General features: G+C 64.5%; 11 protein-coding genes. 5 read left to right on the forward strand and 6 right to left on the reverse strand.

Features of this window, described 5'->3' with window-relative positions; all coding sequences use genetic code 11:
* Nucleotides 1–79: 79 nt before the first annotated feature.
* On the reverse strand, nt 80–2,803 hold the full coding sequence (locus tag A9D12_RS13115; RefSeq protein ID WP_068352552.1) for an EAL domain-containing protein: 2,724 nt from the start codon (nt 2,801–2,803) through the stop codon (nt 80–82).
* A gap of 203 nt (nt 2,804–3,006) precedes the next feature.
* On the opposite strand from A9D12_RS13115, the gene A9D12_RS13120 reads away from it, so the two are divergent.
* The 5 genes from A9D12_RS13120 (at nt 3,007) to A9D12_RS13140 (ending at nt 8,968) form a co-directional block, all read left to right on the forward strand.
* The gene (locus tag A9D12_RS13120) at nt 3,007–4,701 is read left to right on the forward strand and encodes a PHA/PHB synthase family protein (protein ID WP_068352555.1); all 1,695 of its coding nucleotides are present in this window, start codon (nt 3,007–3,009) and stop codon (nt 4,699–4,701) included.
* 133 nt (nt 4,702–4,834) lie between these two features.
* The gene (locus A9D12_RS13125) at nt 4,835–5,707 is read left to right on the forward strand and encodes an alpha/beta fold hydrolase (RefSeq protein WP_231889633.1); all 873 of its coding nucleotides are present in this window, start codon (nt 4,835–4,837) and stop codon (nt 5,705–5,707) included.
* Nucleotides 5,708–5,837: 130 nt separating this feature from the next.
* Complete coding sequence (gntA, locus tag A9D12_RS13130; protein WP_231889634.1) at nt 5,838–6,536, forward strand: guanitoxin biosynthesis heme-dependent pre-guanitoxin N-hydroxylase GntA; 699 nt, start codon at nt 5,838–5,840, stop codon at nt 6,534–6,536.
* A complete protein-coding gene (locus tag A9D12_RS13135; protein ID WP_068352565.1) occupies nt 6,533–7,117 on the forward strand; it encodes a DUF1989 domain-containing protein in 585 nt (194 codons plus the stop codon). Before gntA ends, A9D12_RS13135 begins: the two co-directional genes overlap by 4 nt.
* Before the next feature lie 84 nt (nt 7,118–7,201).
* Entirely contained in the window at nt 7,202–8,968 is a 1,767-nt protein-coding gene (locus A9D12_RS13140) for an N-acyl-D-amino-acid deacylase family protein (protein WP_068352567.1), read from the forward strand.
* A gap of 24 nt (nt 8,969–8,992) precedes the next feature.
* Here A9D12_RS13140 and A9D12_RS13145 read toward each other — a convergent pair whose 3' ends face one another.
* From A9D12_RS13145 to fabD, 5 genes are all read right to left on the reverse strand, one after another.
* Entirely contained in the window at nt 8,993–10,075 is a 1,083-nt protein-coding gene (locus A9D12_RS13145; protein WP_068352569.1) for a DUF2855 family protein, read from the reverse strand.
* Nucleotides 10,076–10,111: 36 nt separating this feature from the next.
* The gene (locus A9D12_RS13150) at nt 10,112–10,474 is read right to left on the reverse strand and encodes a hypothetical protein (RefSeq protein WP_156522886.1); all 363 of its coding nucleotides are present in this window, start codon (nt 10,472–10,474) and stop codon (nt 10,112–10,114) included.
* Nucleotides 10,471–11,598 carry a DNA polymerase III subunit beta gene (dnaN, locus tag A9D12_RS13155; RefSeq protein ID WP_068352573.1) on the reverse strand — a complete coding sequence of 376 codons (1,128 nt, stop codon included), beginning with the start codon at nt 11,596–11,598 and terminating at the stop codon, nt 10,471–10,473. The genes A9D12_RS13150 and dnaN overlap by 4 nt, the downstream gene beginning before the upstream one ends.
* Nucleotides 11,599–11,771: 173 nt before the next feature.
* Nucleotides 11,772–12,533, reverse strand: coding sequence for a 3-oxoacyl-[acyl-carrier-protein] reductase (fabG, locus tag A9D12_RS13160; protein ID WP_068354530.1), 762 nt, complete (start codon nt 12,531–12,533; stop codon nt 11,772–11,774).
* A complete protein-coding gene (gene fabD / locus A9D12_RS13165; protein ID WP_068352574.1) occupies nt 12,533–13,471 on the reverse strand; it encodes an ACP S-malonyltransferase in 939 nt (312 codons plus the stop codon). The genes fabG and fabD overlap by 1 nt, the downstream gene beginning before the upstream one ends.
* Nucleotides 13,472–13,489 lie beyond the last annotated feature (18 nt).

Consider the following 13,489-nt stretch of genomic DNA (forward strand, 5'->3'; position numbering starts at 1 on the left):
GTTGTTTGACAGGGACTAAAGCGGGGTGGTTATTTTTCTGCTAAGGCGATCGGCATCCACAAGGCAAAATATGCCGCGATTATCCGATCGGCGCGGCCTGCGTCGCCGGCTTGAAAACCGGAAACCCGCCATCTGCACGGCGTTGCAGGGGCTGGTGGAATTCGATCCCGACGCGGTTTTCGCGCGACCAGCGCACCTGCGCCGTGATCGATGTGTCCGCGCCGAATTCGACGCGCAAGACGCTGCCCGCGGGCACGTTCCACAGGCCTTCGACCATCGCGCCGCTTTCGGAGACGTTGCGCACCGTGGCATTTAGGCGGTTGCCGTTGTGAACCACAACCACCCGCCGCAGCAGATTCTGGCGCTTTGCGCGCACCGACTGCGGCCCTTCGGCCTCCGCCACCAGATCGCCTGCCACCAGCAATGCGGCTTCGGCTGCGCTCATCGGTTTGAAATAGATATGTCCCTGGACATGGCTGCACCCCAGCAGGCGCACCAGTTCAAGCTCGTCGAGCGTCTCCACCCCTTCGGCGGTGGTATCCATATGCAATGCTTCGGCGAGGCTGGTGATCGAAGCGATGATCGCGCCGTTGCGGCTGCCCTCCTCGGTCGCGCCCTGCACGAAGCTGCGGTCGATCTTGATCTTGTCGAACGGCGCCTTCTTCAGATAGCCCAATGAGGAATAGCCCGTGCCGAAATCGTCGAGCGCGAGGCGCACGCCCACGCGCTTCAACGCCTTGAACATCGCATCGGTGCCGGCGTTGTCGTTGAGGAACACGCTTTCGGTGATTTCCAGTTCGAGCCGCGACGGCGCGACCCCGCTGTGCGCCAGCGCGTTGGCGACGATATTGGGCAGGTCGGGGTTGGCGAATTGCAACGCCGAGACATTGACCGCGCAGCGCACCGATCGCGGCCAGCGGGCCAGATCCTCGCACGCGGTGCGCAGCACCCATTGCCCGATCCGGTCGATCAGGCCGGTGTCTTCGGCAATCGGCACGAACTTGCTCGGGCTGATCCATCCGCGCTTGGGATGATGCCAGCGCATCAGCGCCTCGAAGCCGACGATCTTCTCGTTCGCGGCAAACACCACAGGCTGGTAGAACAGCTGGAATTCGCCCTTGGCGATCGCTTCACGCAGGTCCTGTTCAAGCTCGGCGCGTTCTTCGACCGCTGCGTGCAGATCGGCGGCATAGAAGCGCGATACTCCGCGCCCCGCATCCTTGGCGGCATAAAGTGCCAGGTCAACATTGCGGATCAGCTCCTCGCTGCTCGCCCCGTGCTCCGGCGCCAGTGCAATTCCCACCGATGCGCCGATCACCACGTTCGTGCCCTGAACCGCGTAGGGCTGCGAAAGTGCAGCGATGATTTCCTGCGCCAGTTGGGCCAGCGTGCTGCGATCCTGATGACCGGGCACGATCACCTGGAATTCATCGCCGCCCAAACGCCCGCAGCGCCCCTGCTGGCCGATCGCGCGCTCCAGACGCTGCGCCACCTGTTTCAATAGCGCATCGCCAGCCGGGTGCCCCAGCGTATCGTTGACCTGCTTGAACCGGTCGAGATCGAGCATCAGCACCGCGCAGGATCGTTCGCGCGCGCTGGGCGCTGCGAGGATCTGTTCGAGCGCCTTGCTCATCTGGACGCGGTTGGCGAGCCCGGTGAGCGAATCGTAATGCGCAAGGCGCGATACCTGCTGCTCGCTGCGGCGCTTTTCGGTGAGATCGGTGCCGTGCCCGCGAAAGCCGCAGAAATTCTTGTAGCCATCATAGACCGGACGGCCCGCGAGCGCCCACCAGCGTTCCTCTCCCGTGGTCGCCGCGCGCACCTCGACATCGTGGAAGGCCGAGCGTGCCGACAGGTGGAAAGCAAGCGTGCGTTCCGCGTCAGCCGCGCTCTGGGAAGGGTCGACGATCTGTGCGAGCGGGCCACCCACGACATCTTCGGCGCGGCGCCCCAGCACGGCGGCAGCCTTGGGCGAGATATAGGTGATCAGCCCGCGCCGGTCGGTTTCCCAGAACCAGCCCTGCCCCGTCTCCTCGAAGCTGCGCAGGATATCCTCGGCGCGCGCGGCGACACGTTCGCGCGCTTCGCGGGCGAGGCGGCGGCGCTGCGCGGCCTTCCATTCGAGCCGCGCGATCAGCAACAGCGTCAGCGCCGCGGCAATAATGGCGGCATAGGTGACACCGCTTGGCGCCAGTATTGCAAACCCTGCCCAACCGGCGATCTTGCCGATGAACAGCGAGACGATCCGCATGTCGAACAGCGCGGCTGCGGCAGCATTAATGCAAACCAGGGTGGCGATCGCCCATTGCCAGGGCAACCCTTCTGCGACCCATAACGCCAGCGCGAGGCCCGCGCAGGCCATCGGCAGGATGATGCCGAAAAACACGATCGCCAACCTTGCCGCAGCCCCCGTCTCGGGGCGGCGCTCGGTCACGGCAAACAGCGAGCCGCAGGCGAACAGCGCGGCTGATGCCAGCGCAAGGCCCAGCGTTACCGGCGAAGGCAATCCCTGAAACACCAGCGCTGCCAGCACGAAGGCGGCCACCAGAAACAGCGTCATGCCGCCCGCCTCGCGCGGGAGATAGAAATCCTGCTCTCCGGCTGATCTGTCGGCAACCTCCTGCGCGGCGCTACCGGCATCGGTGCGAAGGCGATGCGGCCCGCGGCGTGTATCGCGGGCGCGGCCATCGGTGCCGTGGGGTCCTTGTGCGGGATCGGTCCGGGCAAGCGACCGCTCACCGCGCGACCCATCGCGGGCGCGCGGATCGGGCGTCGCAAGCTTCCGGATCGGTTCCCCAGCCATCGCGGCGGCATGCCCGCGAATCGCTGATGAAATCGTTAACCGGCAGCGCCAATTCTTTCATCTTTGCAGCCCAGCCCGCCAGCCCAAGCCGATGCTTGCAACTTGCCCGCCAAGCCTGCACACCTTGTTGCAATGCCCCGTATCGCAACAGCGACTGTGCAAAGCAGCGCGGGCGAACGGGCGGGACAAGGGGATCGATCGAAATGGCAGCCAAGGTAAAGCTCGAAAACGAAGCCGCGCAGTCCACCAATGCGCTGGGCCCGCTGATCGGCGTCGCGCGCGAGGATTTCGTCAGCGCGGTCGCATTGCTGCTGCGCGAAACCGCGTCCGATCCGGCGCGGCTGGTGCGCCACAGCACCGCGATCGCACAGGACATGGTCAAGATCATGACTGGAAAGAGCGATCTCGCCCCCGATCCCAAGGACAAGCGGTTCATGGACCCCGCTTGGGCTTACAACCCGTTCTTCCGGGCTGGCGCGCAATATTACCTCGCCGTGCAGAAGGGCATGAAGAACTGGCTCGAAGAGCTTGAGCTAGACGAGCTTGAACGCAACCGCGCGAACTTCATCGCCAACATCATTCTCGACGGGCTTGCCCCCACCAATTCCCTCGTGGGCAATCCGACCGCGCAAAAGCAGATCATCAATTCGGGCGGGCTCAGCCTCATCAAGGGGCTGCAGAACGCGTATAACGACATGGTCCACAACAAGGGCATGGTCAGCCAGGTCGACAAGCGGCCGTTTACCGTCGGCAAGAACGTCGCCTGTTCGAAAGGCAATGTCATCTATCGCGACGAGATCATGGAGCTGGTGCAATATGCCCCCGCCACCGACACGGTTTACGCGGTCCCGCAGCTGACGATCCCGCCGCAGATCAACAAGATGTACATCAACGACCTGTCGCCCGACAAATCGGTGATCAAGTGGCAGGTCGAGAACGGTATCCAGTCCTTCGTGATCTCATGGCGCAACCCGACCAAGGAGATGGGCCACTGGGGCATGGACGATTACATCGCCGCCTGCGAAAAGGCGCTTGCGGTGGTCGCCGACATTACCGGGTCGAAAAAGGTCAACGTGTCGGCGGGATGCTCGGGCGGACAGACCGCCGCGGTGCTGGCATCGAAGCTTGCCGCCACCAACAATCCCATCCTCGGCGCGCTGACATTGATGGTGTGCGTGCTGCACCCCAAGCCGACCGATATCGAAGCCGGTTCACTGGTCAGCGAAAACGGGATGCAGCTGGCCCGGCAGCGCGCGATGAAAGCCGGGGTGATCAAGGCCGACGATCTGGCGCGCGGCTTTGCCTGGCTGCGGCCCAACGACCTGATCTGGAACTATGTCATCAACAACTACCTGCTGGGGCAAGACCCGCCGGCATTCGACGTGCTGTTCTGGAATGCGGACGCGACCAACCTGTCCTCAAGCCTGATGGGCGATTTCCTGACGCTGTTCGAAACGCTTGCCTTCACCAAGCAGGGCGAGGTCGAGATGGCCGGGCACAAGATCGATCTGTCGAAGGTCACCGCCGACCTGTTCATCCTCGGCGGGGTCACCGATCACATCACCCCGTGGAAGGCGACCTATCGTTCGACGCAATTGTTCGGATCGAAGGATGTGACTTACGTGCTTTCGCAAAGCGGGCACATGCAGGCGATCCTCAACCCGCCGGGCAATCCGAAGGCGAAGTATTTCGTCCAGTCGAAAAAGGGCAAGCTGCCCGCCACCGCCGATGACTGGCTGGCAGGCGTCGAAGAGGTCAAGGGCAGCTGGTGGCCGCTGTGGACCGAATGGCTGCAGAAACGCTCGGGCGAGAAGACCGCAGCCCCCGCCAGTCTCGGGAGCGCAGCCTATCCCGCGATGGAAGCGGCACCGGGACTCTACGTCGTCGAAGAAGTCTGATACACCCGCCCGCGGCCACGGCGTTCGGCAACGATCGCCGGGCCGGCACAAGCTTGTGGGCGCGCGCGCTAAGGGATCGGCGTGCGCGCCCAACCCGCCCCTTTTTCCGGGGGCGCAGAAAGGACAAGAATTGGTGAGCAATCCCATGGACGGCGCGGTCGTGACGATGGAGCAAGTGGGCGGCCGGACGCTACGGATTGCCGCGTGGCGGCTCGATATGCCGTCCGATCATCTGCCCGTCCTGTTCTTCAACGGCATCGGCGCGAATATCGAAGCGGTCGCTCCGCTCGCCGCTGCGATGCCCGAACGCGGCTTCATCATGTTCGACATGCCCGGCACCGGCGAATCGCCCGATCCGGTGGTCCCCTACAACCCCTTCATCATGAGCTGGACGGCCTCGCAGCTGCTCGCACGTTACGGCCTCGACCGGGTCGATGTGATGGGCGTGTCGTGGGGCGGCGCGATGGCGCAGCACTTTGCGCTGCAACATCCGCGCATGACCCGGCGGTTGACGCTGATCGCGACCACGCCGGGCATCCTGATGGTGCCGGGCAATCCGGCCGCCTTCACCAAGATGGCCGATCCGCGCCGCTATGTTGATCCCGACTTCATGGCGAAGCATTTCAAGACGCTCTACGGCGGCCTGACCGCAAGCGGCGGCACCGATCACAAGGCGAACCATATCAGCCGCCTGAAGCCCCCTTCTCCGCGCGGCTATGTCTATCAGCTGATGTGCATGATGGGCTGGACCAGCCTTCCCGCGCTGCCTTTCATGAAAAAGGAAACCCTGATCATGATGGGTGAGGACGACCAGATCGTCCCGCTGGCCAATGGCAAGATCCTGAAGGCGATGATCCCCAATTCGCGGCTGGTAACCTTTGCCGGCGGCGGGCACCTGTTCCTGCTGACCCATGCCGATGAAAGCGTCGCGGCGATCCGCGAATTTCTGGATGCGCCCGATACGGCAAAGGAACGCGCACGGCAGGCGAAACGCGCTGCGGCCTGAGCGCGCGCCGGGATCGGCGTCACCTGCCGCAAGGCCGGACGCGTGTAAGAACCGCTTCGTCCCGAAGCTGCCGATTGCCGGCACGGACCCGGAACATTGCGAAAATTCCTTGCTTTATGGCGGGATGCCCTTGCTTACATCTGTCAAACCGCTGCCCGCCATCATCGATCGCGAGGCGCTTGAGGAGAGCCTTCACGCGCACATCGCCGATCGTGATTTTCCCTGTGTCGGCGCGAAATCGGCGATGAATTCGGGAATGCTCGAAATTTTTCCCGCGCTGTCGATCACCAGTTCGTGGGACGATCTGGCGATCCACGCCGCGCTGACCGAATGGAGCCAGGCCTATGCCGAAAACGGCGATGGGCTGCGCAGTCTTGCCGTGGTGTTCTCGGGCCCCGACGATCTCGACGAGCGCGCCTTCGAGGCTGCCTTGTGGGAACGCATCCAGTCGCTTTCCGACAAGGACGACTGGCACGGCTATCAACCCGGCGAAGGGATCAGCAGCGATCCGGGCGATCCGCATTTCTCGCTGAGTTTCGGCGGACAGGCTTATTTCGTTGTGGGCATGCACCCCAACGCCTCGCGCGCGGCCCGCCGTGCGCAATATCCGACGATGGTGTTCAACCTCCACGACCAGTTCGAACGGCTGCGCGCTGAACAGCGCTATGAGAAACTGCGCAGCGCGATCCTCGCGCGCGATGTGAAGCTCGACGGATCGATCAACCCGATGCTCGCGCGCCACGGCGATGTCAGCGAAGCGCGGCAATACAGCGGCCGCGCCGTCAACGACGACTGGCAATGCCCTTTCAAGGACCCGCGCACAGCATGACCACCCGCATCCCGCCGCGTTCCGGCATCGCCTTTCCGCTGCTGGCGGGCCAATCTTTGACCGTGATCGATCCCGAAGGCACGCAGGTCAGCGACATGGTCGCCTATGCGCTGGGCGACACCGGCGAGGTGATCTCGAACGGGCGCACCTTCGATTACGAGGAGACGATCCTGCTCACCACGGGCGCGTTCCTGTGGTCGAACAGGTCGCGCAAGATGCTCGAAATCGAGCATGACGATGTCGGGCGGCACGATTTCCTGCTGACCCCGTGTTCGCACGATACCTTCACGCATTTCTATCCCGACAAGCCGGTGCACCGCGGCTGTTTCGGCAATCTGGCTGCGGCACTTGCCCCCTATGGCATCGGCCCCGACCAGATCCCGACCGCGTTCAATATCTTCATGAACGTGCCCGTATCGCCCACCGGCAAGATCGAAGTGCTGCCCCCGCTCAGCCGTGCAGGCGACACGATCCGGATGCGCGCGCAGTGCGATCTTTTGATCGGACTGACCGCGTGTTCGGCCTATGCCTCGAACGGCGGCAGCTTCAAGCCGATCGATTTCATCGTCTCCGACGACTGACAAATCCGCTAAGCCTGAGGGACTGCGCCGCGCTGGACAGGCACCGCCGATTGCGACATCCTCGCCCCTTGAGGGAGAGAGGCAATGGCGCATTACGATCTGATCATCCGCGGCGGCAGGATCGTCGACGGCACCGGCGCGCCCGGCTTTGTGGGCGATGTCGCGGTGAAAGACGGGCTGATCGCAGCCGTGGGCCAGATCACCGGTAGCGCCGCTGACGAGATCGACGCGGGCGGAATGGTCGTCACCCCCGGCTTCGTCGACATCCACACGCATTATGACGGGCAGGCGACGTGGGATCGGGAAATGGCCCCGTCGAGCTGGCACGGGGTTACCACCGTGGTGATGGGCAATTGCGGTGTCGGCTTTGCCCCGGCCAAGCCCGACCGCCACGAATGGCTGATCAGCCTGATGGAAGGCGTCGAGGATATTCCCGGCACCGCGCTCGCCGAAGGGATGACGTGGGACTGGGAGACCTTCCCCGAATATCTTGACGCTTTGGAAAAGCTCCCTCGCACAGTCGATATCGGCACCCATGTCCCCCACGGCGCGGTGCGCGCCTATGTGCTGGGTGAGCGCGAGCAGCCCGGCGCCGTGCCCACGCCGGAAGACATCGCGGCGATGAGCGCGATCGTCGAGGAAGGCGTGCGCGCCGGCGCGCTGGGCTTCTCGACTTCGCGCACGGTGCTGCACAAGTCGATCGACGGCGAACTCGTCCCCGGCACCACCGCGACGCCCGAGGAACTGATCGCGATCGGCCATGCGATGGGCCGCGCAACTGCGGCGGGCGGGCATGCGGTGTTCGAGATGGCGAGCGACCTCAAGCGCGAGTGGAACGAATTTGCCTGGATGGGCCAACTGAGCCGCGAGGCGCGCATCCCCGTCACTTTTGCCGCGCTGCAATCGATCGCCAAGGAACTTCCGCTCGACGAACAGATCGCGCAGATGCGCGCCGAAAACGACAATGGCGCCAATATCGTCGCGCAGATCGCGCTGCGCGGGAACGGGATCGTGATGGCATGGCAGGGCACCGTACACCCCTTCCGCTTCCGCCCGAGCTGGATGGCGATTGCCGATCTGCCATGGGAGCAGCAGCGCGCAAAGCTGCTCGATCCAGCGTTCAAAGCGCAAATGCTCGCCGAGCCTAACGACTACACCGACGCGCCCAAGGACATCGGCGGCGTGGTGATGGCGATCAGCATGGGCTGGTCTCTGCAATTCGAAATGGACCCCGATTTCGATTACGAACCGGCGGTCGATGCCAGCATCAACGCCCGCGCCGAGGCTGCCGGGGTCGCACCGCAGGAATACGCCTATGATCTGCTGTGCCGCGATGACGCCAAGGGGTTCATCTACCTGCCGATCCTCAATTACGCCGATGGCAATCTCGATTTCCTCGTTCCGCTCCAGCATGCCGACGACACGGTCAATTCGCTGTCGGACGGCGGCGCGCATTGCGGGACGATCTGCGATGCCGCCTCGCCCACCTTCATGCTCGAACACTGGGTAAAGAGCCGCCGCCGCGGCGAGCGGATCGGGCTTGAGCAGGCGATCAAGCGCCAGTGCCGCGACACCGCCGTACTTTACGGGCTGGAGGACCGCGGCGTGATCGCGCCGGGCTATCTTGCCGATCTCAACATCATCGACATGGACAGGCTGAAGCTCGGCAAGCCGTGGATGGCATTCGATCTTCCCGCAGGCGGCAAGCGGCTGCTGCAGAAGGCCGAAGGCTATGTCGCGACGATCAAGAACGGCGTCGTCACCTTCCGTGACGGCACGTGGACGGGCGAAACGCCGGGCGGGCTGATCCGCGGGCCGCAGCGGGTCGAGCTGGCCGAAGCGGCGGAGTGATCCCCCGCCCGCGCGCCGACCGGCCTAGGGCTCGATCACGATCCCCTTGGCCGGGTCGATCTGCCCGGCCGCCATCGCGGTGAACACGTCGCGTGCGGCTTCGAGACCCTTGTGGCGCTCGATCGCGATGGTGCCCTCGGCGGCCTTGAGGAACTCGCGCCAGGCGGCCGCGACCATCTTGCCGCCCTCCTCTGCCCCGTGCATCTTGAAGAAGGCGACCGCGTGGTCGGGCGCGAAGAACAGCTGCGGCTTGGGGCCGGGCAGCGGATCGTTCTTTCCGAACACCGAGCGTGCCTCGATATGGGTCGCACCGACCAGCGCCGAATGCGCGAGCGCGTCCTCGAAATGGCGATGGATGTTCGCCAGCAGCTCGGCGTTCCCGGCGAAGTCCACGGCGACGCTGCGCAGGACGGGCACACGCCCCAGATCGTCATAGGCGACAACAGAATCGTAAAGCCCGCTCGCCTCGACGAAGCCGACATTGCCTTTCGAGGTCAGCCCGATCCGCTGGATCCGCGGCGAGTTCTGCCGCGCGACGCTCGCCAGCCCCATCGCGGTCTTTGAGGAAGCGCTGGTGACCACCAGCTGCTCGGCCCCGAACCAGTCCTGCCCACGCAGGAAATATTCGATCAGGAATCCGGTGCGGAACAGCGGGCCGTAAATCATCCGCTCCGCCTCGCGCGCCGGATCGTGCTCGGGATCAGCGGCAAGCCGGGTGTAGCTGTTGTAGACCGGGCTCATCGGCTGGCGATGTTCGGCCATGTCGGAGAAGCCCCCGGCGCTCACCCGTCCGGGCAGCACATCCAAGTGGCTCGCCATGGGCAGATAGCCATAGACCCGCTCGCCCACTGCAATGTCGGGATGGCGGCTCTCGATCACCCGCGCATGGCCCCACATCGGCACGATCCCCATGCCATCGGGCGCGGGGAAGAAATCCCAATAGCGGAAGCCATCGCCCACCACCGCATAGGTGACATTGTTGGCGGTGACCGAGAAGCTCTCGATCTGAAGCCGCACCTCGCCATCGCCCAGCGGGCCAAGCGGCACTTCGGCCAGCGCGGCATCGGTTAGCGCGCCCCTGCGGACATGCACTTTGATGGCGTCCATCGCCTTTCTCCTCTCGGCCGCAGCGAGGCAGCAGCATCAATGACCGGAAGCGCCGAGCCTCCTTCCGAGCGCCTCCAGGCGATCGGCGAAGCTGTCCAATCGTGCGGAGCAAGGCTCTTCCAGAACATCGAATTGCGACTCGTCCAGTTCCCTGGCTCGAGCGACCATCGCCTCGTCGACGTTCTTCCCGGTCTGGCCCTCGTAAAGCCCGACGAACAGCGCCATTGCAATCATGAGGGCATTGCGCTCTGCGTCATCCTGTGCATCGTTGATGCGATAGGCCGCCCACATCGCGCAATCGAGGTTCTCTCCTGCGGTGGCCGCGCTGGCCGCAGCCGGGTGTACCGCCAGCAGGCCCGCGGACGCGGCGAGGCAAAGGGCCCTGCGCATCCCGGTCAAACCCGCATCGGCATCAGCACATAGAGCGCGCGCGCCGTGTCACTTTCGCGGATCAGCGTCGGTGCACCGGCATCGGCAAGGTGCAGTTCCACCATGTCGCTGTCGATCTGGCCGAGGATGTCCTTGAGATAATTGGCATTGAAACCGATTTCGAGGCCTTCGGCGCGGTATTCGGCAGCGATTTCTTCGGCCGCGGTGCCGTTGTCGGGCGAAGTGACCGACAGCGTCACGCGGTCGTTATCGAGGCCGATCTTGACCGCACGGGTCTTTTCGGTGGCAATCGTCGCGACGCGGTCCACGCCCGAGAAGAACAGCTTGGGATCGACCTTGAGCAGCTTGTCGTTCGCGGTCGGGATCACGCGGCTGTAATCGGGGAAGGTTCCGTCGATCAGCTTCGAGGTGAGCACGACGCCGCCTTCGCCGCCCAGCGTGAAGCGGATCTTGCTGGCGGAAAGATCGATCAGCACATTGGCATCGATCGCCTCGTCGAGCAGCTTGCGCAGCTCGCCCACGGCTTTGCGCGGCACGATCACGTCGGGCATGCCCGCAGCGCCTTCGGGGCGCGGCAGGGTGAAGCGCGCGAGGCGGTGGCCGTCGGTCGCGGCCGCTTTCAGCAGCGGCTCGTCCTCGTCCGTGACGTGGAGGAAGATGCCGTTGAGGTAGTAACGCGTTTCTTCGGTCGAGATCGCAAAGCGCGTGCGGTCGATCAGTTCGGCGAGCATCCGCGCAGGGATTTCGAAGCTGGTCGGCAGGTCGCCTTCGACGATCACCGGGAAATCGTCGCGCGGCAGCGTCGGCAGTTTGAAGTTCGAACGGCCCGCCTTGACCTCGAGCCGGTTGTCGCTGGTGGTGAGGCTGACCTGGCTGCCGTCGGGCAGCTTTCGCGCGATGTCGAACAAGAGGTGCGCCGACACGGTGATCGCGCCCGGCTGATCGACCGAGGATGCGGTCATCGTTTCGATCACCTGCAGATCGAGGTCGGTCGCCATCACCCGCACGCTGCCATCGACATCGGCATCGATCAGCACGTTGGAAAGGATCGGGATGGTGTTGCGCCGCTCCACCACGGATTGAACGTGGGAGAGGCACCGCAGCAGCGTCGCGCGTTCGATCGTGGCCTTCATCGCTTGTCCCTATCGGTCCTGTATGTGACGCAAGGGACGAAGGAATCGCCCTCAAGCGCCGGAAAGTCCCGAAAACCTTAGCGCGAGGAGCGCGGCGGGCAAGCAGGGGCCTGTGCGCAGGGCGACTCCGTTGGGGATAAGGGCGTGCAGAAAACGCGCGCCCGCCCCCCGCATCACCCCAGCATCGCCATCCCGCCGTTCACGTGCAGCGTTTCGCCCGTCACGTAAGCCGCCTCGCGGCTGGCGAGGAAGGCGACCGCAGCGGCGACTTCGCCGCCCTCGCCCATCCGGCCCATCGGGATCCGGCCATTGATCGCGGCTTGCTGCTTGTCATCGAGCGCGGTGGTCATCGCGGTGCGGATGAAACCCGGCGCGACGCAATTGGCGGTGATCCCGCGGCTGGCAACTTCCTGCGCGAACGCCTTGGTCATGCCGGTCAGGCCCGCCTTGGCCGCGCAATAGTTCATCTGGCCCGGATTGCCCGTGCTGCCGACCACGCTGGTGATGTTGATGATCCGGCCGAACCGCGCCTTCATCATCGGCTTGGCCGCAGCGCGCATCAGGCGGAAGCTGGCTTCGAGGTTGATGCGGATCACCTGATCCCATTCCTCGTCCTTCATCCGCATACCCAGATTGTCGCGGGTGATCCCCGCATTGTTGACGAGAATGTCCATCCGCCCGAGCGTGTCCATCATCGCCGGGATCAGCTCCTCGACCTGCGTTGCATTCCCCAGATCGCAGGTGATCTCGACATGACCTTCGTGATCGTGCGGGTAGGCTTCGTTCAATTCGTCGCGGAAGGCACGCAGCTTCGCCGCATTCGATCCCGACAGCGCGAGGCGCGCGCCCTGCGATGCGAGCGCGTGGGCGATCGCCGAACCGATCCCGCCGCTCGCGCCCGTCACCAGCGCGGTCATCCCGTTCAACGCAAACATCATGCGATCTCCTTCGCAAAGGCTTCAAGGTCAGCCATCGTGACGAGGCTTTTCACCTCGGCTTCCTTGTCGATCCGCCCGACCATCGGGCCGACGACCTTTCCGCCCAGTTCGACGAAGCTTTCGACCCCATCGGCGCGCATGGCAAGCACGCTTTCGCGCCAGCGCACGCGGCCCGTGATCTGCTCGACCAGCAGCCCGCGTTCCTCGTCCGCGTCGGTCACGGCAGCGGCAGTAACATTGGCATAGATCGGCAGTTTCAGCGCAGCCGGCGGCGTTTCGGCAAGCGCGCGCTCCATCCGCGCAGCAGCGGGCGCCATCAGCGAAGAGTGGAAGGGGGCCGACACGTTGAGGATCATCGCGCGCTTGATGCCGTGCTCCTTGGCCAGCGCGACCGCACGCTCGATCGCGGCGGTGTGGCCCGAGAGCACGACCTGCGAGGGATCATTGTCGTTGGCGATCTCGCACACATCACCTTGCGCCGCTGCCTCCGCCAGCGCCTTGGCCTGCGCGACATCGGCGCCGAGCAGCACCGCCATCGTGCCCTCGCCCACCGGCACCGCGGCCTGCATCGACCATCCGCGCAGCTTCAAGAGCAACGCGGTATCGGCGAGGCTGAAGGCGTCGATCGCGGCCAGTGCAGTATATTCGCCCAGCGAATGGCCTGCGACGCAATTGGCGTGTTCGAGCAGCTTGATCCCGAAATCGCGCTCCAGAACGCGCAAGGTGGCGATGGCATTGGCCATGATCGCAGGCTGCGCATTTTCGGTCAGCGTCAGGCGGTCTTCGGGCCCTTCGCGCATCAGCGCCGAAAGGTGCTGGCGCAGCGCGTCGTCGACCTCTTCGAACACCTCGCGCGCTGCCGCGCTTGCCTCGGCCAGATCGGCACCCATGCCGACCTTCTGGCTACCCTGCCCCGGAAAAATGAACGCGCGCATTGTCGATCCCGTCATGTG

The organism is Erythrobacter neustonensis, assembly GCF_001663175.1.
In the GTDB taxonomy this organism is placed as follows: domain Bacteria; phylum Pseudomonadota; class Alphaproteobacteria; order Sphingomonadales; family Sphingomonadaceae; genus Erythrobacter; species Erythrobacter neustonensis.

Excerpts from the sequence above, each read along its gene's own strand:
- A9D12_RS13120 (WP_068352555.1), top strand. The coding sequence starts at position 3,007 with ATGGCAGCCAAGGTAAAGCTCGAAAACGAAGCCGCGCAGTCCACCAAT.
- dnaN (WP_068352573.1), bottom strand. The coding sequence starts at position 11,598 with ATGAAGGCCACGATCGAACGCGCGACGCTGCTGCGGTGCCTCTCCCAC.
- A9D12_RS13140 (WP_068352567.1), top strand. The coding sequence starts at position 7,202 with ATGGCGCATTACGATCTGATCATCCGCGGCGGCAGGATCGTCGACGGC.
- A9D12_RS13135 (WP_068352565.1), top strand. The coding sequence starts at position 6,533 with ATGACCACCCGCATCCCGCCGCGTTCCGGCATCGCCTTTCCGCTGCTG.
- A9D12_RS13115 (WP_068352552.1), bottom strand. The coding sequence starts at position 2,803 with ATGGCTGGGGAACCGATCCGGAAGCTTGCGACGCCCGATCCGCGCGCC.
- fabD (WP_068352574.1), bottom strand. The coding sequence starts at position 13,471 with ATGCGCGCGTTCATTTTTCCGGGGCAGGGTAGCCAGAAGGTCGGCATG.
- fabG (WP_068354530.1), bottom strand. The coding sequence starts at position 12,533 with ATGTTTGCGTTGAACGGGATGACCGCGCTGGTGACGGGCGCGAGCGGC.
- A9D12_RS13145 (WP_068352569.1), bottom strand. The coding sequence starts at position 10,075 with ATGGACGCCATCAAAGTGCATGTCCGCAGGGGCGCGCTAACCGATGCC.